At 64.4% G+C, this 22,824-nt stretch carries 23 protein-coding genes and 1 pseudogene; 13 read left to right on the top strand and 11 right to left on the bottom strand.

The features are described from left to right. From H8B02_RS29365 to H8B02_RS29355, 3 genes are all read left to right on the top strand, one after another. On the top strand, positions 1-1,011 hold a 1,011-nt coding region (locus tag H8B02_RS29365; RefSeq protein ID WP_229169438.1), incomplete at its 5' end, for a flagellar hook-length control protein FliK. A 10-nt stretch (positions 1,012-1,021) separates the two neighbouring features. Continuing rightward, on the top strand, positions 1,022-1,741 hold the full coding sequence (locus tag H8B02_RS29360; protein ID WP_229169437.1) for a flagellar hook assembly protein FlgD: 720 nt from the start codon (positions 1,022-1,024) through the stop codon (positions 1,739-1,741). Positions 1,742-2,320: 579 nt separating this feature from the next. After that, positions 2,321-2,503 (top strand): hypothetical protein, encoded by a 183-nt coding sequence (locus H8B02_RS29355; protein WP_229169436.1) that lies wholly within the window; start codon positions 2,321-2,323, stop codon positions 2,501-2,503. Between the two features lie 137 nt (positions 2,504-2,640). Here H8B02_RS29355 and H8B02_RS29350 read toward each other — a convergent pair whose 3' ends face one another. Together H8B02_RS29350 and H8B02_RS29345 are read right to left on the bottom strand one after the other, a co-directional pair. Further along, the gene (locus H8B02_RS29350) at positions 2,641-2,928 is read right to left on the bottom strand and encodes a hypothetical protein (protein WP_176533406.1); all 288 of its coding nucleotides are present in this window, start codon (positions 2,926-2,928) and stop codon (positions 2,641-2,643) included. Between the two features lie 457 nt (positions 2,929-3,385). After that, entirely contained in the window at positions 3,386-4,363 is a 978-nt protein-coding gene (locus tag H8B02_RS29345) for a helix-turn-helix domain-containing protein (protein WP_233287811.1), read from the bottom strand. A gap of 549 nt (positions 4,364-4,912) precedes the next feature. On the opposite strand from H8B02_RS29345, the gene H8B02_RS29340 reads away from it, so the two are divergent. Both H8B02_RS29340 and H8B02_RS29335 read left to right on the top strand, forming a co-directional pair. After that, entirely contained in the window at positions 4,913-5,092 is a 180-nt protein-coding gene (locus H8B02_RS29340; protein WP_229169434.1) for a hypothetical protein, read from the top strand. A 154-nt stretch (positions 5,093-5,246) separates the two neighbouring features. After that, positions 5,247-6,473, top strand: a complete 1,227-nt coding sequence (locus H8B02_RS29335) for an OpgC family protein (RefSeq protein ID WP_376711720.1) — start codon at positions 5,247-5,249, stop codon at positions 6,471-6,473. Positions 6,474-6,617: 144 nt separating this feature from the next. Here the strand turns inward: H8B02_RS29335 and H8B02_RS29330 are convergent, their stop codons facing one another. Then, positions 6,618-7,397: an alpha/beta fold hydrolase gene (locus tag H8B02_RS29330; protein ID WP_229169433.1), complete on the bottom strand. Its 780-nt coding sequence runs from the start codon at positions 7,395-7,397 to the stop codon at positions 6,618-6,620. Between the two features lie 531 nt (positions 7,398-7,928). Between H8B02_RS29330 and sciP the strand changes: the two genes are divergently transcribed. The 6 genes from sciP (at position 7,929) to flbD (ending at position 13,527) form a co-directional block, all read left to right on the top strand. Then, positions 7,929-8,204: a CtrA inhibitor SciP gene (gene sciP / locus H8B02_RS29325; protein ID WP_002714638.1), complete on the top strand. Its 276-nt coding sequence runs from the start codon at positions 7,929-7,931 to the stop codon at positions 8,202-8,204. Between the two features lie 227 nt (positions 8,205-8,431). Then, positions 8,432-10,009, top strand: a complete 1,578-nt coding sequence (gene fliF, locus H8B02_RS29320) for a flagellar basal-body MS-ring/collar protein FliF (RefSeq protein WP_233287812.1) — start codon at positions 8,432-8,434, stop codon at positions 10,007-10,009. A gap of 1 nt (position 10,010) precedes the next feature. Further along, positions 10,011-11,096 carry a flagellar motor switch protein FliG gene (fliG, locus tag H8B02_RS29315; protein WP_021077001.1) on the top strand — a complete coding sequence of 362 codons (1,086 nt, stop codon included), beginning with the start codon at positions 10,011-10,013 and terminating at the stop codon, positions 11,094-11,096. Further along, positions 11,096-11,719, top strand: coding sequence for a FliH/SctL family protein (locus H8B02_RS29310; RefSeq protein WP_229169431.1), 624 nt, complete (start codon positions 11,096-11,098; stop codon positions 11,717-11,719). The genes fliG and H8B02_RS29310 overlap by 1 nt, the downstream gene beginning before the upstream one ends. Positions 11,720-11,737: 18 nt before the next feature. Beyond that, positions 11,738-12,088, top strand: a complete 351-nt coding sequence (fliN, locus tag H8B02_RS29305; protein ID WP_229169430.1) for a flagellar motor switch protein FliN — start codon at positions 11,738-11,740, stop codon at positions 12,086-12,088. 53 nt (positions 12,089-12,141) lie between these two features. After that, positions 12,142-13,527, top strand: a complete 1,386-nt coding sequence (gene flbD, locus H8B02_RS29300; protein ID WP_229169429.1) for a sigma-54-dependent transcriptional regulator FlbD — start codon at positions 12,142-12,144, stop codon at positions 13,525-13,527. A gap of 42 nt (positions 13,528-13,569) precedes the next feature. Here flbD and H8B02_RS29295 read toward each other — a convergent pair whose 3' ends face one another. After that, positions 13,570-13,725: a hypothetical protein gene (locus H8B02_RS29295; RefSeq protein ID WP_171947754.1), complete on the bottom strand. Its 156-nt coding sequence runs from the start codon at positions 13,723-13,725 to the stop codon at positions 13,570-13,572. Between the two features lie 179 nt (positions 13,726-13,904). On the opposite strand from H8B02_RS29295, the gene H8B02_RS29290 reads away from it, so the two are divergent. After that, positions 13,905-14,282, top strand: a complete 378-nt coding sequence (locus tag H8B02_RS29290) for a hypothetical protein (protein ID WP_229169428.1) — start codon at positions 13,905-13,907, stop codon at positions 14,280-14,282. A 24-nt stretch (positions 14,283-14,306) separates the two neighbouring features. Here the strand turns inward: H8B02_RS29290 and H8B02_RS29285 are convergent, their stop codons facing one another. The 7 genes and pseudogenes from H8B02_RS29285 to H8B02_RS29255 all read right to left on the bottom strand — a co-directional run bounded on the left by H8B02_RS29285 (position 14,307) and on the right by H8B02_RS29255 (position 21,293). Beyond that, positions 14,307-14,897, bottom strand: coding sequence for a flavin reductase family protein (locus H8B02_RS29285; protein WP_229169427.1), 591 nt, complete (start codon positions 14,895-14,897; stop codon positions 14,307-14,309). A gap of 7 nt (positions 14,898-14,904) precedes the next feature. Next, positions 14,905-15,750 carry an ATP-binding cassette domain-containing protein gene (locus H8B02_RS29280; RefSeq protein WP_229169426.1) on the bottom strand — a complete coding sequence of 282 codons (846 nt, stop codon included), beginning with the start codon at positions 15,748-15,750 and terminating at the stop codon, positions 14,905-14,907. An 8-nt stretch (positions 15,751-15,758) separates the two neighbouring features. Further along, positions 15,759-16,526, bottom strand: a pseudogene (locus tag H8B02_RS29275) (ABC transporter permease subunit); the annotation flags it as partial. A gap of 137 nt (positions 16,527-16,663) precedes the next feature. Then, entirely contained in the window at positions 16,664-17,845 is a 1,182-nt protein-coding gene (ssuD, locus tag H8B02_RS29270) for an FMNH2-dependent alkanesulfonate monooxygenase (protein WP_229169425.1), read from the bottom strand. Next, on the bottom strand, positions 17,827-18,780 hold the full coding sequence (locus H8B02_RS29265) for a sulfonate ABC transporter substrate-binding protein (RefSeq protein WP_229169424.1): 954 nt from the start codon (positions 18,778-18,780) through the stop codon (positions 17,827-17,829). The genes ssuD and H8B02_RS29265 overlap by 19 nt, the downstream gene beginning before the upstream one ends. 39 nt (positions 18,781-18,819) lie before the next feature. Continuing rightward, the gene (locus H8B02_RS29260; protein ID WP_229169423.1) at positions 18,820-19,770 is read right to left on the bottom strand and encodes a sulfonate ABC transporter substrate-binding protein; all 951 of its coding nucleotides are present in this window, start codon (positions 19,768-19,770) and stop codon (positions 18,820-18,822) included. A 317-nt stretch (positions 19,771-20,087) separates the two neighbouring features. Next, positions 20,088-21,293: an LLM class flavin-dependent oxidoreductase gene (locus H8B02_RS29255; protein ID WP_229169422.1), complete on the bottom strand. Its 1,206-nt coding sequence runs from the start codon at positions 21,291-21,293 to the stop codon at positions 20,088-20,090. Between the two features lie 220 nt (positions 21,294-21,513). Between H8B02_RS29255 and H8B02_RS29250 the strand changes: the two genes are divergently transcribed. Then, a complete protein-coding gene (locus H8B02_RS29250) occupies positions 21,514-22,623 on the top strand; it encodes an ATP-dependent DNA helicase (RefSeq protein ID WP_229169421.1) in 1,110 nt (369 codons plus the stop codon). Positions 22,624-22,824 lie beyond the last annotated feature (201 nt).

The following is a 22,824-nucleotide window of genomic DNA, read 5'->3' as shown; positions in this document are numbered from 1 at the left end:
AGCGGCGCGCCTGCCGGCGCCGACACCGCAACGGCAGCGACCACCGCAGCGAATGCCGACAAGGTCGCCAAGGCGGCCGGCGTTAAGACCGAGGGACAGGTCATCACGACAGATGCGGCAACGGTTTCCGGCGCAGCGACGGCGACCGGCGATGCGACACTCGCCGCCGCTGTCGCTGCCGGAACGCCTGCCACGAAGACGACGACGCAAGCCAAGACACAGGTGGCCGCAAAGGACGCGACCGCGACAACGCCAATCGACCAGGACGGCGCAACTCAAGGCAACCCCAACACCGCGCAGGCTGCTCCGACCAACATCGTTCCCGCAGCCACGCAGCCGGCGGCTGTATCCGGCAAGGCGAAGGCCACCGCGGACGGCGCAGCCGATGCCATCAAGGCCGATGCAAGCGGCGACGGCAACGCCGCGCCGACGCCGACGGCCGGCGGCCACGCGGCTGCGCAGGCCCAGCTCACGACACCCGATCCCAGCGCGCAGGCCGCGAATGCACTCCAGGCGCAACTGCCGGCCAGCCAGACGACGCCGTCCGCGACCGCGCAATTGACCGTGACCAACGCCGCGCAAACCGCCGCCGTGCCGCTCAGCGGGCTTGCGATGCAGATCGCCGCCTCCGCCAAGAGCGGCAAGAGCCGCTTCGAGATCCGGCTCGACCCCGCCGAGCTCGGCCGCATCGACGTCCGCATCGACGTCGATCGCAACGGCCAGGTGACCTCGCATCTCACCGTCGAACGCCCGGAGACGCTGTCGATGCTGCGCCAGGACGCCAACCAGCTGCAGCGCGCGCTCGACAATGCCGGCCTGTCGACCGGCAATGGCGGATTGCAGTTCAGCCTGCGCGACCAGTCGCAGTCGGGCCAGAACAACAACGGCCAGTCCAATCCGAACGCCCATCGTTTGATCGTCACTGAGGAGGACAGCGTCCCCGCCGCAGCGGCGGGTCGCTCCTATGGCCGCGCAACCGGCGCCCTCGGCGGCGTCGATATCAGAGTGTAAGGAGTTCACCATGGCAGTCGATGCAACCATGCTGACGCCGGTCGTCTCAGCACCGGGCACCAGCAACGGAACGAGCTCCGGAAGCGGCAGCAGCACCGGCAGCGGCCTGACGACCTCGTCGCAGGGCATCGCCGACAATTTCCAGACCTTCCTGACGCTGCTGACCACGCAGTTGCAGCACCAGAACCCGCTCGACCCGCTCGACACCAACCAGTTCACCCAGCAGCTCGTGCAGTTCGCCGGCGTCGAGCAGCAGCTGAAATCCAACGATCAGCTCAAGCAGCTGATCGCGATCGAGAAGAGCGCGCAGTCGACCCAGGCGCTGGTCTATGTCGGCAACACGGTCGCGGTCGACGGCAGCAAGACCCAGTTCAACAAATCCGCGACCTGGAATCTGGTGTCTCCGCAAGCCACCAGCGCCACCATCACGATCACCAGCGCGTCCGGCCAGACCGCCTATTCCGGCAATTTCAACCTGAAGCAGGGCAATGCCAGCTTCGTCTGGGATGGCAAGGGCACGGACGGCACGCAATGGCCGGCCGGCACCTACACGCTGACCGCGACCGGCAAGGATTCCAAGGGCAACGACCTCGCCATCTCGACCGAGATTCAGGGCGTCGTCGACTCCGTCGACCTGACCGCCTCGCCGCCGCTGCTCTCGATCGGCGGCCAGACCTACACCACCGACAAGATCAAGCGCGTGGTGCGCGGCGCGACGGGCAGCAGCTAAGCTAAGGCTTCGCCGCATCCAACCAATCCGGCGTTCAGCTTCGCGGGAACTGCGCGTGCGCTTTTGCGCGTCGCGAGTTGCCCCATACACACCTGTCGTCCCTGCGAAAGCAGGGACCCATACTCCGCGGCGGGTGTTGTTGACGGGACTCGTGATAGCAGCGACGCACAACAAAGAACTTCGGTGGTTATGGGTCCTTGCTTTCGCAGGGACGACACTGAGTGTGTGGCGCGATCTCGGGCAAGTTCGGTGTCATCACCCGCGCATGCGGGTCGCAACACCCGTGACGATGCGCAGCGCCCCTCGATCGGGTGAGACGGGCAAACGATATGCTGAGTTTCATTTCGGATAACGCTAAGCATTTTTGCGACGGAGGCCTGCGCCGTCAGGCAAATCAGTGCCAGGGCCCCATGCTTCCCAAGCAACATCGGCAGACATAAACAGCAATAAATTGCGACACGTCAGCTTCCTGTAAGCAAGCGGACGTTATCTTCGTATTCCGCGTTTGAACGCCGCTTCCGCCCTGAAACTCCGCAGCTGCCCAGGCTGCGCGCCTTGACCGCCGGCAAGAGCTAGCCTGTGACCCCGACACGCCCGACACCGCCAGAACGCGCCCAGACCACTCCAAGCGATGCCGGGGCACCCCACCCGCAGCTTGCCGAGACAATGACCGAGAATGCGCGCCTCAGGACCATCGCCATCACCGTCATGCTCGAGATCGCAGCGCTTCGGGAACGGCTGCCGCCGGCTGCCGGCGAGTAGCAACGCAGCCGGAGTGGAATGACCGGGTGCGAGGCTGTCTCGCCGCGTTCACGAACCCCGAACGCCAGTCAAGGCTGACAAGGTCTGGCCTGCGCCGGCCGCGCAACCGGCGCGGCCCGCTCCATGTGCGCGCCGCATCAATAGATGCGAACGTGATTGGCCTCGAACGTCACCGGAAAGTTGTTGCGATTCTGCAAGGTCAGGATCAGCACGACGCCGACGCCGCCGCGGTGATCCCAGTACACGGCCCGGTCGGTTTCGTGCAGGGGCTCCATCGAGGTCTGGTTCTTCTCGAAATGCGGCGCGATCGATACGTCGAAAAACTCGTTCGGCGCTTTCGAATCCTTGCCCCACCAGAAGGTGAACGGCTGGCTCGAATTGGCGGCAATCGTATAGGTGCCTTGCTTGTGGTCGATGTTGGCCATGATGTCGGGGTCCTTCGTTTTCCATTGGTCGCTCCGATGCGACGCCCCAACAATGATGCGTGACGCGCGCACACGCCGTGAGCTAGCTCACTCTGCTTTGCAACCGATGCAACCGCGTCAGCGGCGGTGTGGGCGCCTGCAAAGGATGGCTTGCAAAGAGCGTCCTAGCTGAGCGACACTTCCGGTTCCAGGTATTGCCGACCTCAATATTCGCGCGCAATGAGTTGATCGAATGAAGCGAGTTCCGAGCGATCGACGCCCCATCCATCACTCGCCGGTTTTCTGGATAGGGATAGCCCTGTGCCTGGCGGCGATCGCGATCTACCTTTGGTCCGACGACCTTTCCTGGCGGCCGAGACCGAGCCCCCGGTGAAGAACCGGCCGTCGATGGCCTTATAATCTCCTCAAGAGGTCCCTTTGGTGGGCATTGCACACGTGCCGATCACGTTAGCACGGCTCAGCTGGCTGCCTTTCGGGCAAGCCGAACGCCGCGCGGAGAATCGCCGAAGCGAATTCGGAACAAACGATTGAAATGCGAAACATCCGAGAAACCAACCTCCAGCGCGATATCGGAAATCCGCTGACGGCCGGCGTGAGACCCGGTTAGCAATTCGAGCGCGCGCTGGAGACGCAATTCATTCAGGTGCTCGGTGAACGACGTTCCCGATGACGCCATCAGGCGCTGTAGATAGCGGGGCGAGATGCCCTGACAACGGGCGACCGTTTGAACGCTGAGCCCAGGCTCCTGAAAATGTATGGTGATGTAGTCGAGGGCTGCATTGTGCCGCGCAGCCACGACGGCGCTCGCGCCGCTCTCGCCCAAGGCAGGACACTCGCTGATCGCCAGTGCGACGAGATCATGGATGTGGGTCACGACCGTATGACGAAGTTTCGGGGCGGTCAGTGCTCTCGCCTTGAGCACCGACCTCAGATATGTCGCGAATAGTCGGAATGCTTCCGTTCGGTGCCCAATCGGCCGCATGGCCAGGCTTTCGACATCCGTTACGCGCTGTTCAAGCTCCGCGCGCGGCACCGCCAGGCCGAATTGCAATCCATCGACATAGATAACGCTGGCGGGCTCGGAATGCAGAATTGCGATTGCATCGCCCGCGCTAAGCTCAACTTCGCGGCCGCGCTGCGATAGCTGACTTCTGCCGGGAGAGCAGAAGATGAGGCCGACGGAATCATCGCCATCGGCAAGGTTCGCCTGCAAGCGCTTGAAGCGCATCGAAGTGCCCTTTAGCGCGAGCATGCGCAGACCCTGAATCGCCTGCAGCGACGCATCGGCTTGGATCGGAGTGTTCGACAGCGGCTCGATGTCGGCGTGCACGACGCATCGCCCAAAGTGCTCGCGCCATAGAGGGAGACGAATACGCTCCGGAAGGTCGCGCGTCGAAAATCGATACGATGCAAAATCGGCTGCGTCCGTAGGCATGGGACCTCCAGCCTTCACAGAGCATCAGGATGAAATGCTGCGGCACACCATTTTCAATGTCTGCATTTTGCAATTCACGCACCGGCCTTCTCAGGGTCGTGCGCGCAAGTCCAAGAAGCCATGCTATCGATCTGCTAGTCTGATTTGCCTGTGATCGATGCAGATGTGAACTGGTTCACGTGCCGGCCAGAATATTACGTTTATACTGATCGCGAAAGTCGCGGCCTTTATTTTCTCCCTTAGGAGGAGACGGTCGTGATGGCTCTATCTGTAATTGCCGCCATCGGATTCATTGGACATCCTTGGCGACGCGCAGGCGTAGAGCAGTTGATGCCCCTGTTCGCAATTGATCCGGTTTACGGAGCCGCGGGCAGGTCATTTTTGAAAGATTGCTGATACCGATTTTATTTCGCTGCTTTGGCCAAACCGCTAAGCAGAATTTGTCGGACATAAAATGCCGGCGGCACTGTTGGCTTTTGGCCGCCGGTTGAAATGGTCGAAATCTGTCACGTGGGAAGTCAACCTCAGTGATCAGGAAGGCGTTCGATCATGTCCATCATATTCGACATGCTTTATCACGAGTACTGTCGTGCCCGCCTCGCCGAAATGCGAAAGCAGCTTTTGATACCGCTCGTCGGCGAAGTCCTGCAGGCGCCGCCGGAAGACGGCGATCGTTCCGGGCCCCTTGATTGCGGCTGGCCGGCGAAAGCGCCGCCAGCCCTCGGGTAGCCGGAGCGCACAATCCCATTGGTTGGCCGGAGGCTAGTCCGGCACGCGCACGCCTCGGAGCAACCGGGCGTCTCATGGGCCGATGCCCGATGCGGCCGTACCCGCACGCCAGACAGATCGACAGATGCATGACCGAACCCACACCTCGAAGCGAATGATCGGCGAAACTCCGCCGGAATTCAGATCGACCGGTCGCGACCCGCGCATCGATGTCTGCCGCGGGATCGCGTTATGGTGGATCTTTCTCGACCACGTTCCAAACAACGTCGGAAGCTGGCTGACGCTGCGCAACTACGGCTTCTGCGATGCGGCCGAAATATTCATGTTCATTTCGGGCGTGACTTGCGCGCTGGCCTACGGCAGAGCCCGTCAACGTGACGGCTGGAGAGGCATGATCGGCCGTTCGCTGCGGCGGGGATGGGATATCTATGCCGCCTTTCTCTTGCTCGCGCTCGCTTGCGCCGTGCTGGTCTATGTCGCGGGCAGCGATCGTCTTGCCGACGACAGCAATACGCGGATCTTGTTCGAGCGTCCGGGCGCGACGCTCGCGCACGCCGCAATCCTGCAATTCCGCCCTGTCAATACCGATGTCTTGCCAGTCTTTGTGATCTGCCACGTGTTGTTCGCACCGTTGTTGTGGCTGCTGCTGCGCGCACCAAACGTGACGCTTGGCCTTTCGCTGTTGCTTTATGCGCTGGTGCACGTCTTCGGCTGGCGCGTTCCCGCCTGGCCCGACGGCGTCTGGTTCTTCAACCCGCTGGCATGGCAGTTTCTGGTCGTGCTGGGCGCCTGGTACGTGATCGAGGGGAAGACAATCCGGGATTGGATAACGTCCCGCCCTGCGCTGGTCCTTTCCACTCTCTTTCTCGCGACGAGCCTGGTCCTTGCGCTCGGCCACGACATCAAGCCGCTGGTGCCGCAGGGTTTGACGGATTTCCTGTTTCCATTGGACAAGTCGAATCTGAGCCCGTTGCGGCTACTGCATTTCCTGGCTCTCGCGATCGTGGCGTCATGGCTTGTTCCCGCGGGTTGGCGAGGACTATCGACGCCGATGCTGCGTGGCGCGCGGTGGTGTGGCGAGAATTCGCTACCGATCTATTGCCTCGGCGTCCTGCTGGCGCTGGTCAGCCAGTTTGATCTGTTCAACATCTCGAACCGGCCCGCGATGCAGATCGCGCTCAGTCTCGGCGGCGTCTTGATGATGACCGCCGTCGCGGCGCTCCTGAACGCGCTCAGCACCAAGCGCAAGCCTGCGGTGGGCGCAGTTGATCGGAAAATGCCCACCGCCGTTACAAATCGGAAAGTGGAGGATCGCGCACGCAGGACCGTTCTTGATGCACAGCTGAGAGCCGTCACCGCTCCGTCGACGTACTGCCCTTGATGAAATTTGGATCGTGCCGGACATCGGCTGTTTGCCACGTTCGGGCGCACACGCATTCGCGACGCAACCATTCCGACCTCTCTCCCCACACGCGGGGAGAGGCGAAAACGGAGTTCGCTGCCGAAGCACGCTTGCCGCCGATGCTCACTCCGACCGGCCCGTGGCCTCGAGGATCAGCCGGGCAATCGGCTCGGGCTGCGAGATCAGCGCGAGATGGCTGGCCTTCACCTCGATCGTGGTGGCGCCCATCCGCTTGGCCATGAAGCGCTCGAGATCCGGATTGATGGTGCGGTCCTCGGTGGAGACGGCGTAGTAGCTCGGCTTGCTGCGCCAGGCCGCGTGGCTGGTCTTGCCTGCCAGCAGTTGCTTGTGGAACGGCTGCTGCACGGCATAGAGCACCTTCGCCTTGGCTTCCGGCAGGTCGCCGGCGAAATCGCGCAGGAACGCCACTTCGCTCAGCCGGCCCTCGTCGCCATCGAACACGATGCCGGCGCTCGCGGGCGGCGTCGGATAGGTTTTGGCCAGCGCGGTGTAGTCCTCATCCGCATCGGGTGCGCGCGCGGCGACATAGACCAGCGCCGAAACATTCGGATGCACGCCGGCCTCGGTGACGATCATGCCGGAGAAGGAATGGCCGACCAGAACGGTCGGGCCATCCTGACGATCAAGCACACGCTGCGCCGATGCGACCGCTTCCGGCAGCGTGGTCAACGGATTTTGCACGGACGTCACATTGAGCCCCGCGGCCTGCAAGCGCGGAATGACCTCGGACCAGCACGAGCCGTCGGCGAACAGGCCGTGCACCAGCACGACGTTGCGCGCCTTCACCGGCGGCTGCGTTGCGGCGATGCCGCGCGAAGACACCAGCGAAGCTGCCGCTCCGGCAAGCAAGGCGGTCGAGAAAGTGCGTCTGTTCATCATCATGACAATTGCTCGGATGGAGTGATTGGGGAAACGCGCCCACCTGCAGTGAGCGGACACCTTCTCCGACGCACACGAGAGCACGTCGTTACGGCTCGCTGCTGTCGTGGTCGTCAAAGAGAAGTGATGACGGTCCGTCCGGCAATGTTTCGACACACGTCGTGACGCGCGACGGGATTGCGAAAGCGAGATTCATGTCAATCATCTCGCCCGGGACCACCCCTCCCCCCAACCCTCCCCCGGAAAGGGGGAGGGAGCCTGATAAGTGTGCTCACCTCACGTTGAGCAACCCACTTACATGTGAGGGACGCACTGGCGGGAGGGTTCCCTCCCCCTTGCGGAGTGCCGCTTGCTCCGCTGCCCGACAAGAGGCGCACAACCGGGAGCGCGCGGCTCCCAAGCGCCCAATCCGCCGCCCTGTTCCCGGCCGTTCCAACGAGATTCGTATTGAACGCTTGGGCTTAGGCAAATTTTAAACCGGTGGGCGTAGGTTACCTCCTGCGAGTTCAGTGGTTGAGAGTTTGTGAGTACGCCATGACAGAACCCCATCGCCCGAGGGTGAAATACGTCATCGGGCCTGACGGCAGCCCGTTAACGATTGCGGATTTGCCGGCCCCCGGTACCAAACGGTGGGTCATCCGCCGCAAGGCCGAAGTCGTCGCCGCGGTCCGCGGCGGCCTGCTCTCCCTTGAGGAGGCTTGCAGCCGCTACACGTTGACCGTCGATGAGTTCCTTTCCTGGCAGTTCTCGATCGACCAGCATGGTCTGGCCGGACTGCGCACGACACGTATCCAGCAGTACCGGCAGTAAGTTTCGCCTAAACCGTGGTATTTGACGAAAACCGGCCTCGCTTTGCGAAGCCGGTTTTTTTCATGTCCGCGTTTTTGCCGCGGTTCTTAACCTTCGTTAACCATATGGAAACCATACCCTCGGCAATATTTGCCCAGTCGGACCCGCGTGGGCCGAATCCCTGGGGGCCGTTGGTGCAAAGTCTGGTTGCTTTCTTCAGAGGTCTTGGTGCGGCCCGCCTCGCGGCCATGGTTGCGGTCACCGCGGCCCTGATCGGTTTCTTCGCGTTCGTCATCATGCGCGTCACCACGCCCCAGATGACCACCCTGTTCACCGACCTGTCGACCGAGGATTCCTCGGCCATTATCAAGGAGCTGGAGCGCCAGGCGATCCCGTTCGAGCTGCGCAGCGACGGCGCCGCGATCATGGTGCCGAAGGACAAGGTGACGCGGCTCCGGATGAAGCTCGCCGAGGGTGGCATGCCCAAGGGCGGCGGCGTCGGCTACGAGATCTTCGACAAATCGGACGCGCTCGGCACCACGAGCTTCGTCCAGAACATCAATCATTTGAGGGCGCTGGAGGGCGAGCTCGCCCGCACCATCCGCGCCATCGATCGCGTCCAGGCCGCGCGCGTCCACCTCGTGCTGCCGGAAAAGCCGCTGTTCTCGCGCGAGACGCCGGAACCATCCGCCTCGATCGTGCTCAGGGTGCGCGGCGCGCTGGAGCCGCAGCAGATCCGCGCGATCCGCCATGTCGTCGCCTCCGCCGTCAACGGACTGAAGCCGCAGCGGGTCTCGATCGTCGACGAGGCCGGCCAGCTGCTCGCCGACGGCGCCCAATCCGATGCCGATGCCGCGGTCGGCGACGAGCGCCGCGCCGCCTTCGAAAAGCGGATGCGTAAGCAGGTCGAGGACATCGTTTCCTCGGTGGTCGGCGCCGGCCGCGCCCGCGTCCAGCTCTCCGCCGACTTCGACTACAACAAGATCACTCAGACCTCGGACAAGTTCGACCCCGAAGGTCGCGTGCTGCGCTCGACCCAGACCCGCGAGGAATCAAGCCTCACCGCCGACAATTCCGGCCAGGTCACCGTCAACAACGAGCTGCCCGGCAACCAGAACCAGGACAACGCCGCGCGCGCCCGCGACCAGAGCAAGAAGAGCGAGGAAACCAACAATTACGAGATTTCCCGCACCACCAAGACCGAGGTGACCGAGGCCGGCCGCGTCAACCGCATCTCGGTCGCGGTGCTGGTCGACGGCGCCTACGCCAAGAACGAAAAAGGCGAGATGGTCTACCAGGACCGCACCAAGGAGCAGCTCGACCGCATTGCCGCCCTGGTCCGCTCCGCGATCGGCTTCGACCAGAAGCGCGGCGACCAGGTCGAGGTCGTCAACCTCCGCTTCGCCGAGCCGCCGGCCGCGCAGCCGATCGCAGAGCCGACCGGCCTGCTCGGCATGCTGCAATTCACCAAGGATGACGTGATGTACGTCATCGAGCTCGGCGTCATGATGATGCTCGGCCTGGTCGTGCTGTTCATGGTGGTCCGCCCGCTGGTCAAGCGCATCGTGGCGGCCGACGTGATCCCGGCGCTCGGCGGCGGCGCGGGCCTGCCCGCACTGGCCGAAGCCCATGCCGAGAGCGCCGGTGCACCCGGCCAGGCGCTGATCCCGAGCAGCAGCGGCGCAGCGCAATTGATCGACGTCGCCCAGATCCAGGGCCAGGTCCACGCCCAGGCCGTGCACCGGGTCGGCGAACTCGCCGAGCGCAATCCGAACGAAACCGTCTCCATCGTCCGACAATGGCTGAGCGAGCCGGTAGAGAACTGACATGGCCGCCGTACCCCAGACCACCAACGCCAACGACATCGCCACCGTCCTCTCGACGCTGGCGAACCGGCAGAGCGCCCGGCCCAAGGGCAAGCCGCTGCCCGGCCCGAAGCGCGCCGCGATCCTGATGCTCGCGCTCGGCGAGCAGTATGGCGGCAAGATCTGGTCGATGCTCGACGACGAGGAGGTCCGCGAGCTGTCGGTCCACATGTCGACGCTCGGCACCGTCGAGGCCGACGTGGTCGAGGACCTGATGCTGGAATTCGTGTCGCGGATGTCGGCCTCGGGCGCGCTGATGGGCAATTTCGACGCCACCGAACGGCTGCTTCAGCAATATCTGCCGGCCGAGCGCGTCACCGGCATCATGGACGAGATCCGCGGGCCGGCCGGGCGCAACATGTGGGAGAAGCTCTCCAACGTGCAGGAAGAGGTGCTCGCCAACTACCTGAAGAACGAATACCCGCAGACCATCGCCGTGGTGCTGTCGAAACTGAAGCCGGAGCACGCCGCGCGCGTGCTGGCGATCCTGCCCGAGGACATCGCGCTCGACGTGGTCGGCCGCATGCTGCGGATGGAGGCGGTGCAGAAGGAAGTGATCGAGCGCGTCGAACAGACGCTGCGCACCGAGTTCATGTCCAACCTGTCGCAGACCCGCCGCCGCGACGCCCATGAGGTGATGGCCGAGATCTTCAACAATTTCGACCGCCAGACCGAGACCCGCTTCATCACCTCGCTGGAAGAGGAAAATCGCGAGTCCGCCGAGCGCATCAAGGCGCTGATGTTCACCTTCGACGACCTGATCAAGCTCGATTCCGCCTCGGCCCAGACGCTGATGCGCAACATCGACAAGGACAAGCTCGGCGTCGCGCTGAAGAGCGCCAACGAGGAGGTGCGCAGCTTCTTCCTCGGCAACATGTCCTCCCGCGCCGGCAAGATGCTGATGGACGACATGGCCGCGATGGGCCCGGTGCGCCTGCGCGACGTCGACGAGGCCCAGGCGTTGCTGGTCAACCTCGCCAAGGACCTCGCCGCCCGCGGCGAGATCACCCTGACCAAGAACCGCGCCGACGACGAGCTGGTGTACTGATGGCCGCACCCGCAAAATTCCTGTTCGACACGGACTTCTCGGCACCGGACCGTTCGCGCGAGCGTGCCCCGACACCGGCCGAGGTCGCGCAGAAGGTCGCCGACGCCGAGGCGCGGGCCTATCGCGCTGGCTATGAGGCGGCGCTGCGCGAGGCCAGGGTCGAGAGCGACCGCCGCGCGGCGCAGGCGCTGGAAGAGATCGGCACCGCGATCAAGGGCATCGCCGCGCGCTTTGCCGGCATCGAGACCCGAATGGAGACCGAGGCCGTCGATGTCGCGGTCGCGGTCGCCCGCAAGCTCTGCTCCGAACTGGTTGCACGCGAGCCGCTCGGCGAGATCACCGCGCTGGTCTCCGACTGCTTCTCGCATCTGGTGGCGACGCCGCACCTCGTGGTCCGCATCAATGACGCGCTCTACGAGGCGGCGCAGGACAATATCGAGCGGGTGGCGGCGCATTCCGGCTTCCAGGGCCGGCTGGTGATCCTGGCCGAGCCCACGATTGCGACCGGCGACTGCCGAATCGAATGGGCCGACGGCGGCGTGGTGCTGGAGCGCGCCGCGATCGAAGGCAAGATCGACGAACTCGTCGGGCGCTATCTGGCGTCCCGCGGCCAGACCGGCTGAAGGATTGAGGGCTGAACCATGAGCGACACCGACACCCAAGTCCCGCTTCCCGATCTCAACGCCGCCGACGCGCCCGGGATCGACGAGATCGGCTACAACGAGGACGAAAATGCCGCGCGCATCGCCGCCGACCTCGAGGCCGTGTTCGACGTGCCGGTGCAGGTCTCGGCGGTGCTCGGCCGCTCCAAGATGGACGTCGGCGACCTGCTGAAGCTCGGACCGGGCACCGTGCTCGAGCTCGACCGCCGCGTCGGCGAGGCGATCGACATCTACGTCAACAACCGCCTGGTGGCGCGTGGTGAAGTGGTGCTGGTGGAAGACAAGCTCGGCGTGACCATGACCGAAATCATCAAGGCAGAACGCTCGTAACAACCAGACGGTAGCGCGCGGAACCTGCGCGACCAGACGAACAGGAGATCATCATGCGGCTTCTCATCGTTGGCACCCTGAAGGGCCAGCTCACGACCGCGACCAAGATCGCGATGGACAACGGCGCCTCGGTGACCCACGCCGAGGCCGCCGAGCAGGCGATGAACGTGCTGCGCAGCGGCAAGGGCGCCGACCTCATGCTGGTTGATGTCGGCCTCGACATCCGCGACCTCGTGATGCGGCTCGAGGCCGAACATATCCACGTGCCGATCGTCGCCTGCGGCATCTCCAACGATGCCCGAGCCGCGGTCGCCGCGATCCACGCCGGCGCCAAGGAATACATCCCGCTGCCGCCCGACCCCGAGCTGATCGCAGCCGTGCTCGCCGCGGTCGCCAACGACGCCCGCGATCTCATCTATCGCGACGAGGCGATGGGCCGGGTGATCAAGCTCGCGCAGCAGATCGCGGGCTCGGACGCCTCCGTGATGATCACCGGTGAATCCGGCACCGGCAAGGAGGTGCTGGCGCGCTACGTCCATTCCCGCTCGGCCCGCGCCAAGCGGCCGTTCATCTCGATCAACTGCGCGGCGATCCCGGAGCACCTCCTGGAATCCGAACTGTTCGGCCATGAGAAGGGCGCCTTCACCGGCGCGGTGGCGCGCCGCATCGGCAAGTTCGAGGAAGCGACCGGCGGCACGCTGCTGCTCGACGAAATCTCCGAGATGGATGTCCGCCTGCAGTCCAAGCTGCTGCGCGCGATCCAGGAGCGCGTGATCGACCGCGTCGGCGGCACCAAACCGGTTCCGGTCGACATCCGCATCATCGCGACCTCGAACCGCAATCTGTCGGAGGCGGTGCGCGAAGGCAGCTTCCGCGAGGACCTGCTGTTCCGCCTCAACGTCGTCAACCTGAAGATCCCGCCGCTGCGCGATCGTCCGGCCGACATCCTCGAATTGGCGCAGCATTTCGCCAAGAAATATGCCGAAGCCAACGGCGTGGCGGTCCGCCCGATCTCGACTGAGGCCCGCCGCGTCCTGACCGCGAACCGCTGGCAGGGCAACGTCCGTGAACTCGAGAACACCATCCATCGCTCGGTCCTGATGGCGCAGGGCGACGAGATCGGTGCGGACGCGATCCTGACTCCCGACGGCGACCGTCTCGACCTCGCCAAGACCGCGCCCGCGGTCGCGCACGCCACGCTGGCCGCCGAGCAGGTCACCCGCGCGCTGGTCGGCCGCACCGTTGCCGACGTCGAACGCGACCTGATCCTGGAAACGCTGAAGCACTGCCTCGGCAACCGCACCCATGCCGCCAATATCCTCGGCATCTCGATCCGCACGCTGCGCAACAAGCTGAACGAATATGCCGACGGCGGCATCCCCATCACCCCGGCCGGCAATGGCGCGCCCGATTATCAGCGCATGGCGAGCGCCGGCTGAGAAAGAGGAGCGGTGGGGCGATCCCGCCGCGACTGCCGCGCCTCACGAATAGTTGGGCGCATCGGGCTTGCGAAAGATCCGGATCGGATCGCCGGGTGTGATGTCGCGGCCGGTGAAGGTCACATACGCATAGAGCGCAAGATAAGCGACCGCGATTGCGCCGACGAGATAGAACAGCCAAGCTCCCACGCGCTTCATCGAACCGTCACGTCTCCGAAACATCCGCGGCTTTTAGTGCGCTTGCCGGCAAAGCGCCACGGCCAACATGCCGCGCCGGCCCCCTTGCCGTTCCTTTGCCATTCATCCCTTGAGTCTTGCGGCCAGTTGCCTTATTCAATCTCATATTGTGTTTCTATTTTAGACAACTGGAGAGTGATATGGCCCTTTACGCGCAGACCAGCGGCACCCTGTCCACCACCTCCGCGACGTTCACGGCGATGCAAGGCCTCAGCCTGACGATCCCGGAGGGCGTCGGCACCACCGCGATCATCACCCTCAACGTTCCGAATCCCTACGCCACCGGCAACGATATCCCGGGCGGCATGTTCGGCGTCACCGTCAATGGCGCGGTTTCGCCGGTGGTCGCGAGCTTCACCTATAACGAGACCCCGTCGAGCTTTGGCCGCATCCCGACCACGCTCGTCGTCGGCATTCCGCTGGGCAATTCGGCTCAGACCATCCAGGCCGCATGGGCCGGCGTCCGCGGCAGCACCGTGATCATCGACAGCCCGGCGTCGCTGAGCGCTGTCTTCTGACACCTGATCCGGACAAGCAGCGCGCTAGCGCACGCCCCGGGGATGAACGTGACGTGACGGCAGGCTGACCTCGGCCAGCCTGGCGGCGTCTTCGTCGCGGTCGATCGCAACATATTCGCCGTGCCAATACGCCAGCGCGGCGGTGCGCTCCGATGCGATTACATCGAGCACGCGACCGATGACGATCGCGTGCGAATGCCGCTCGATGACCTCCTCGACCTCACAGTCGATCGCAGCCAGTGCTCCGACCAGCAACGGCGCGCCCGAGGCGCGCGTCGTCCATTCGGCTCCAGTGAACCGGTCGGCGCCCTTCAGGCCGCCCTTGCCGGTAAAGCGCTCGGCGATGTCGAGCTGATCCGCGGTCAGGATATTGACGCCGAACACGCCATGGCGCGCGATCAGCTGATATGACGAGGCGGCGCGGTTGATGCTGACGATCAGCGACGGCGGCTCGACCGACAGCGACGACACCGAGGTCACCGTCATGCCCGAGATCTCCCGGCCGCGGCCGGCGGTGATGACGCTGACGCCGCCGGTGAGATGGCGCATCGCGCCACGGAATTCATCGGCCGCCACCGCGGGCTCGATCAAAACATTGCGGACGACGGAATTCATGGCGACCTCACAGATCGGATGTGTCTTCGCTGCCCTCGAGCAGGTGCTTCAGGATCTCGCCTTCCAGCGCGGCGAGCTCGGCCGAACCGCGCCGGCGCGGCCGCGGCAGGTCGATCGTGACATCCTCGGCGATCCGGCCGCCCTCGATAACCAGCACGCGGTCGGCGAGCGCGACCGCCTCGGCGACATCGTGCGTCACCAGGATCGCGGTAAAGCCCTGGTCGCGCCAGACGCGCTCCAGCAATTGCTGCATCGAGATCCGGGTCAGCGCATCGAGTGCGCCGAGCGGCTCGTCGAACGCCAGCACACGCGGCTGGCTGACCAGCGCCCGCGCCAGGGCCACACGCTGCTTCTGACCGCCTGACAGCACCGAGGGCCACTGCCCGCGCTTATCGCCGAGGCCGACCTCGACCAGCGCCCGCTCGGCACGGGCCTGCGCGTCGGCAGATGAGCGCTGGCGCCCAAGCCCCACCTCGACATTGGACAGCACCCGGGCCCAGGGCAGCAGGCGCGGCTCCTGGAACATGACGCGGACGTCTTGCGCCCGGGGTTCTTCACCGAAGGCGATGCTTCCTGCCGTCGGCGCGTCGAGGCCGGCGATCAGGCGCAGCAGCGTGCTCTTGCCGCAGCCGCTGCGGCCGACGATCGCCACGAACTGACCGGCCGGGATGTGCAGGTCGATGCCGCGCAGCACCTCATTGTCGCCGAACGCCTTGCGCAAGCCGCGGATGGTCAGCGACAGGCCGCGGGCCGCGCCTTCCGCCACGCGCCGCAAATGCCGCGCCTTCACGACGATGTCGGCGTGGTCGACCGGTTCGGCGTCGACGGGCTGGAAACGAAGCGCTTCTTGCATTCTCATTCTCACTTCTTCTGGAAGGCGGGATGCCACGAGAGGGTCAGCCGCTCCAGCGCCCGCGAGGCGCTGTCGGCGAGCTTGCCGAGCAAGGCGTAGATCAGGATCGAGAGCACGACGACATCGATCAGCATGAACTCGCGCGCCTGCATCGCCATGTAGCCGAGGCCCGACGAGGCCGCGATCGTCTCGGCGACGATCAGCGTCAGCCACATGATGCCGAGCGCAAAGCGCAGCCCGACGAAGATCGAGGGCAGCGCACCCGGGAAGATCACCCGGCGGAACAGCTCGCCGTCGGTCATGCCGTAGATGCGGCCCATCTCGATCAGCTGCGGATCGACGGTCCGGATGCCGTGCAGCGTGTTGAGATAGATCGGGAAGAACACGCCGAGCGCCACCAGAAACAGCTTTGCCGACTCGTCGATGCCGAACCACAGGATGACGAGCGGGATCAGCGCCAGATGCGGGATGTTGCGCACCATCTGCAGCGTGGTGTCGGTGAGCTTCGCCGACAGCTGCGACAGCCCGTTGGCGAGCCCGAACGCGAAGCCGATGCCGCCACCGATCACAAAGCCGATCGACGCGCGCCAGAAGCTGACCCAGATATTGCGGATCAGTTCACCTGACAGCAGTAGCTTCCATCCCGCCAGCGCAACGTCGGTCGGCGCCGGCAGCACGCGCGAAGGAACGAAGCCCGTGACGCAGGCAAGCTGCCAGACCAGTACGATCGCGAGCGGCACGATCCAGGGGATAAGGCCGTCGACCTTGGGGAGTTTTGGGGCGCTGGAGCTGTTTCCGTTCCGATGGGATCGGAATGGAGCTCCAGATTTGTGTTCTGACGCGTTTTCTTCACGCGAACCGGCATCCACTTCGCTCGAAAACGCTTTGCGGCGTGGTAGTGAATCGATCAAGCTCATGATTGCGATGCCTGCTTCTGCGGACGGTAGTCGTTGCCGATGGTCTCACCGAACGGACCGGTGTTGACGCGGATCGGCGTCACGTTGCCGGGCTGCGCCAGCGACAGCAGCGGGAACACCAGCTCGGCGAACCGATAGGCTTCCTCGAGATGCGGGTAGCCCGACATGATGAAGGTATCGACGCCGACGTCCTGATACTCCTTGATCCGCGCGGCGACGGTCTCGGGATCGCCGACCAGCGCGGTGCCGGCCCCGCCGCGCACCAGGCCGACGCCGGCCCAAAGGTTCGGGCTGATCTCGAGCTTGTCGCGCCGTCCGCCGTGCAGCTGCGCCATGCGCTGCTGGCCGACCGAATCCATCCGCGCGAAGATCTTCTGCGCGGCGGCGACGGTGTCGTCGGTGACGTACTTGATCAGTTCGTCGGCGGCCTTCCAGGCCTCCGCGTTGGTCTCGCGCACGATCACATGCAGGCGGATGCCGAACGACAGCTTGCGGCCGCGTTGGGCGGCAACAGCCTTCACCTTGGCGATCTTCTCGGCGACCTGCGCCGGCGGCTCGCCCCAGGTCAGGTACTTGTCGACGGTGTCGACCGCGACGTCGATGCCGGCGTCCGACGAGCCGCCGAAATACAGCGGCGGCCGCGGCGACTGCACCGGATTGAACAGCAGGCGGCCATCCTCGATCCGGATGTGCTTGCCTTCGACATTGACCGTCTTGCCGGCGAGCAGATCGCTATAGACGTTGAGGAACTCGCGCGTCACCGCGTAGCGTTCGTCGTGGTCGAGGAAGATGCCGTCGCCCTTGTTCTCGATCGGATCGCCGCCGGTGACGACATTGATCAGAAGACGGCCGTTCGACAACCGGTCCAGCGTCGCTGTCATGCGCGCGGCGACGCTCGGCGATTGCAGGCCGGGCCTGACCGCCACCAGATAGCGCAGGCGCTCGGTCCAGGGCGCGACGGCCGAGGCCACCACCCAGGAGTCCTCGCAGCTCCGTCCCGTCGGCAACAGCACGCCGTAATAGCCGAGCTGGTCGGCAGCCTGCGCGATCTGGCGCAGATAGTTGAAGTTCACCTCACGGCCGCCGATCGACGTGCCGAGATAGCGGCTGTCGCCGTGGGTCGGCAGGAACCAGAGGATATTGGCGTTGGTTGGGGTGCTCACGTGCCCGGCCTCCATGCGACGTCGGAAATCTTGATTTGTTTGGGGATCAGGCCGAGCGCGAAGAACGTGTCGGCGACCTGTTGCTGATCCGCGATCACGGTGTCGGTGACCGGCTTGATGCCGTAGGCCTGCCGCTTCAGCGCGACCTCCACGACCGGCACCGACAGGCCGATGCTCGGCGCCAGCTGCTCGGCGACGGCGTGGATGTCGCCCTTGGCCCAGTCATCGACCTCGCTGAGCTGCGCCAGCACGAGCTCGACGATCTTCGGATCGCTCTGCAGGAACTTCTTCGAGGCGAAGTAGAATTGATAGTTGGCGACGATGCCGGTGCCGTCGGCGACGGTGCGGGCGCCGGTCGCAGCCTCCGCCGCGGCCTGGAACGGATCCCAGATCACCCAGGCATCGACCGCGCCGCGCTCGAACGCCGCGCGGGCATCGGCGGGCGCCAGGAACACCGGCTCGATCTCGGAATATTTGACGCCGGCCTTCTCCAGCGCCTTCACCAGGAGATAGTGGACGTTGGAGCCCTTGTTCAGCGCGACCTTCTTGCCCCTGAGATCAGTGACCGATTTGATCGGGCTGTCCTTCGGCACCAGGATCGCCTCGCCCTTCGGCGCCGGCGGCTCGTAGGCGACATACTGGATCGGCGCGCCGGCGGCCTGCGCGAAGATCGGCGGCGCCTCGCCGGTGTTGCCGAAATCGATCGCACCGACATTGAGCGCTTCAAGCAGCGGCGGGCCCGACGGAAATTCGGTCCACACCACTTTGGTGCCGACCGATTTCAGCTTCTCCTCGAGCGAGCCCTTGCTCTTCAGCAGCACCAGTTTGCCGTACTTCTGATAGCCGATACGGACAACCTTCTCCTGGCCGTAGGAGGCGCTGACGGTGGCGGCGACGATGCTGACCGAGAGCACCGCGCGGGCGACCCAGCGCCGAAATAAACGCGTCATGGGAATGTCCTCTGCATATGAATTGACCAAACGCGCCGATCAGGTCTGGGTGTTGCGCCAGACGATGTCGCGGATCGCGATCTGCTTTGGGATCAAGCCGAGCTTGAAGAAGCGGTCGGCGACGCCCTGCTGGGTCGCGATGATGTCGTCGGTCACGGGGCCGACCGAGAAGCCAGCCCGCTTCGCCGCGATGGTCTGGATATCGAGCGGGGCGCCGGTGACGGCGGCCAGCGATTTCGCGACCTCGTCGGGATGCGCCTCGGCCCATTTCGCCGTCGATGTCGTGACATCGACGATCTGCTGCAGCAGGGCGCCGTGCTTGTTCGCGAAATCCCGGTTGGCGATGTAGAACGCGTTGGTCTTGGTGATATCGCTGCTCTTGACCAGAATGCGACCGTTCTGCCTGGTCTCGGCGATCGCAAAATACGGATCCCAGATCGCCCAGGCGTCGATGCCGCCATTGGCAAAGGCAGGACCTGCGTCCGGCGGCGTCAGATAGATCGGGGTGATGTCGTCATAGGTCAGCCCGGCCTTCTCCAGCGTCTGGATCACGACGTTGTGCGCGCTGGATCCCTTGGTGAAGCCGACGCGCTTGCCCTTGAGATCGGCGATGGCGGTGATTGCCGAATTCTGCGGCACCAGGATGCCCGACCCGTTGATGATGGGCTGCGCGGCGGCATAGACGATGGCCGCGCCTGCGGCTTGCGCGAAGATCGGTGGGGAATCGCCGACCGCGCCGTAATCGACGCTGCCGACATTCATCGCCTCCATCATCGGCGGGCCCGAGGAGAACTCGACCCATTTCACGCTGACGCCCTGCGGCTTGAAATGATTTTCCAAGGCTTCGCGCTGGCGCGTGATAACGAGCACGCCATTCTTCTGATAGCCGATACGAATTTCCTTCGCGTCCGCCTGGGCCTGCGCGCGCCCTGACAGCGCAGCAGCAGCGGCTGTGGCAAGCGACAGCTGGAGGAACTCACGACGCTTCATTCCAAGACTCTCCTGACGATCAAGCGCGTTTCTCAACACGCGATCATGCGATGTCAGGATGATGGGGCGCGCGAATGAAGCTGTCGAGCACCGCACAAAAATAGCGATATCAGCACTTCGGTGCAGGCATCGCGCGTGCCGTTTCGTTCAAGGCGCAGGTCGCACGTAGCGAATTATTTTCTTCACGCGATCGCGAGGTCGCTGCACAGCAGCGTTTTCGAGCGCAGTGGATACCGGTTCGCGTGAAGAAAACGCGTCAAAACAACAAGCTGGAGCTTGGGCTCCGATTCAATCAGGGCCGAAGCTCCAGCAATCGATCAGCCCGCGGCTGCGGTCTTCGGGCCGACATTGACCGCGAGTTTACCGTAGCGGTCCGAGAATGCCTGGGTGTCGATCTCCTCGAGCTGGATCGAGCCGTCAAGCACGCCCTTCTTCCAGGCATCGTGCTCGGGATCGTGCTGGAACTCGGGCATCACCTCTTTCCCGAACAATTCGAGCGACTCGCAGATATGCTCATGGGTGTTCTTGCCGGCCTGGTTGAGCAGGATCACCTGGTCGATATGCGACGCGCGGAAGCGCCGCAGCTTTTTGCGCAAGGTTTCCGGCGAACCGATCAGGCCGCCGCGCAATGCGGCCTCCTGCGCCTCGGGATTCTCGCGCTTCCACTTGTTGTACTCGTCCCACATGTTGACGGTGCCGGGCGCCGGGCGCTGCCGGTTCTGCGCCTGGCCGTAATAGCGCAGTGCGAACTGGAAGAAGGTCGCGCCGTCGGCGCGCTTGCGCGCCTCTTCATCCGTCTCGGCGCACATGAAGAACGAGACCAGCGCCATATTGGGATTGATCTCGTAGTCGGCGAGCTTCTTCAGCCGCTTGGTGATCGCGTTGTAATAGGCGTGCACCCAGGCATGCGCCGCCTCGGCGCTGACGAACTGAAAGCCGAGCGCGCCAAATCCGTTCTGTCCGGCGCGCTCGATCGTCGGCAGTTGCGAGCAGGCCATCCAGAGCGGCGGATGCGGCTTCTGCACCGGCTTCGGCACGACATTGCGCAGCGGGATGTCGAAATACTTGCCGTGATGTTCGGTGCCGACCTTGGTGAACATCGGGCAGATCGCTTCGACCGCCTCCTCGAACACCTCGCGCTTGGTCTCCATGTCGCGGCCGAACGGCGTCAGCTCGGTGATCGAGGCGCTCTCGCCCATGCCGAACTCGCAGCGGCCGTTGGAGAGCAGATCGAGCACCGCGACGCGCTCAGCGACGCGCGCGGGATGATTGGTGGTGAGCTGGAAGATGCCGTGGCCGAGCCGGATGTTCCTGGTGCGCTGGCTCGCGGCGGCGAGGAAGGATTCCGGCGCCGGCGAGTGCGAATATTCCTCGAGGAAGTGATGCTCGACGACCCAGGCGTAGTCGTAAGCGAGCCGGTCGGCGGTCTCCAATTGCGTCAGCGCGTTCTGGTAGAGCCTGAGCTCGTCGCCGTCGTTCCAGGGGCGCGGCAGTTGCAGCTCGTAAAAGATGCCGAATTTCATGGCGTCACCCCCAAGGTCGCGTGCTTGACCATTTGTTGTGGTCCCCGACCATTTGTTGTTTTACGGCAGTCTAGTGCCACAGCACCCCAAGTCTAGCCTCGGGGACGAAACTCCCAATTCCGCGCAGCGGAAGCCGGCTTGATCGGAACGCACGAATGGTTAGCTTGTAACGAGCTGAGTCGCGGCGTTATTGATCGCGCGCTCACCCTTCCGAAAGCTCATGACCACCTTTACGCCGCATCAGGATTCCGCGCTGAAAGCCGTTGCCGACTGGCTGACAGCCAAGCCCGGCCAGAACGGGACGCCGCCGGTATTCCGCCTGTTCGGCTATGCCGGAACCGGCAAGACCACGCTCGCCCGCCACATTGCCGAAGGCGTCGACGGCGAGGTGAAGTTCGCGGCCTTCACCGGCAAGGCGGCGCTCGTCATGCGTAACAAGGGTTGCGACAGCGCCTCCACGATCCATTCCCTGATCTACCGCGCCCGCGAGTCCGGCGTCGAGCAGCCGAGTTTTGAGCTGTGGGACGATGCGCCCGCATCAAAAGCGAAGCTGATCGTGATCGACGAATGTTCGATGGTCGACGCCGAGCTCGGCCGCGATTTGATGTCGTTCGACTGCCCGCTGCTGGTGCTCGGCGACCCCGCGCAATTGCCGCCGATCCAGGGCGGCGGCTTCTTCACCGACGCCGAGCCAGACGCGATGCTGACTGAGGTGCACCGCCAGGCGCAGGACGATCCGATCGTGCGGATGTCGATGGATATCCGCGAGGGCCGCGAGCTCGAGATCGGCCGCCATGGCGAGAGCGAGGTGGTGTCGCGCAAGGAGCTCGATCCGGACCGCGTGATGAGCGCCGACCAGGTGCTGGTCGGCCGCAACAACACCCGCCGCGCCTACAACATGCGGGTGCGGCAGCGACAGAACATCGAGGATCCCCTGCCGGTTGCCGGCGACAAGCTGGTCTGCCTGCGCAACAACCGCAAGAAGGGCTTGTTCAACGGCGGGCTGTGGCGGGTCAAGGCGCGCGCGCAGTCGAAATCCAAGATCATCACTATGCGCGTGATGCCGGACGAGGATTTCGGCTACAAGGTCACCAAGGTCTCGGTGCGCGGCGAATGCTTCGACGGCGGCGTCGAGGGCGTGCCGTGGGAGCAGCGCAAACCCTATGACGAGTTCGACTACGGCTATGTGCTGACCGTGCACAAGTCGCAGGGCTCGCAATGGGACGACGTGGTGCTGTTCGACGAGAGCTTTGCGTTCCAGGACTCGCGCGCGCGGTGGCTCTACACCGGCATCACGCGCGCCGCGAAGCGGCTCAGCATCGTGGTGTGAAGGTCCCGCGCGCTCCATAGACCCGTCATCCTGAGGTGCGAGCAGAGCGAGCCTCGAAGGATGAACGGCCAGCAGCCGGGCCGTCCATCCTTCGAGACGCGCTCCGCGGCTCCTCAGGATGACGGGCGCACGCCACCTACCCCCTTGAACTGCCACCACTTCCCTCACGAAACCGTGTGGCCGGCGCCGTAACAAAACGCT

Origin of the sequence: Bradyrhizobium altum (assembly GCF_020889705.1) — a bacterium.
In the GTDB taxonomy this organism is placed as follows: domain Bacteria; phylum Pseudomonadota; class Alphaproteobacteria; order Rhizobiales; family Xanthobacteraceae; genus Bradyrhizobium; species Bradyrhizobium altum.
The sequence above is the reverse complement of the archived record's forward strand: the minus strand, read 5'-3'. Positions and strand labels throughout refer to the sequence as shown.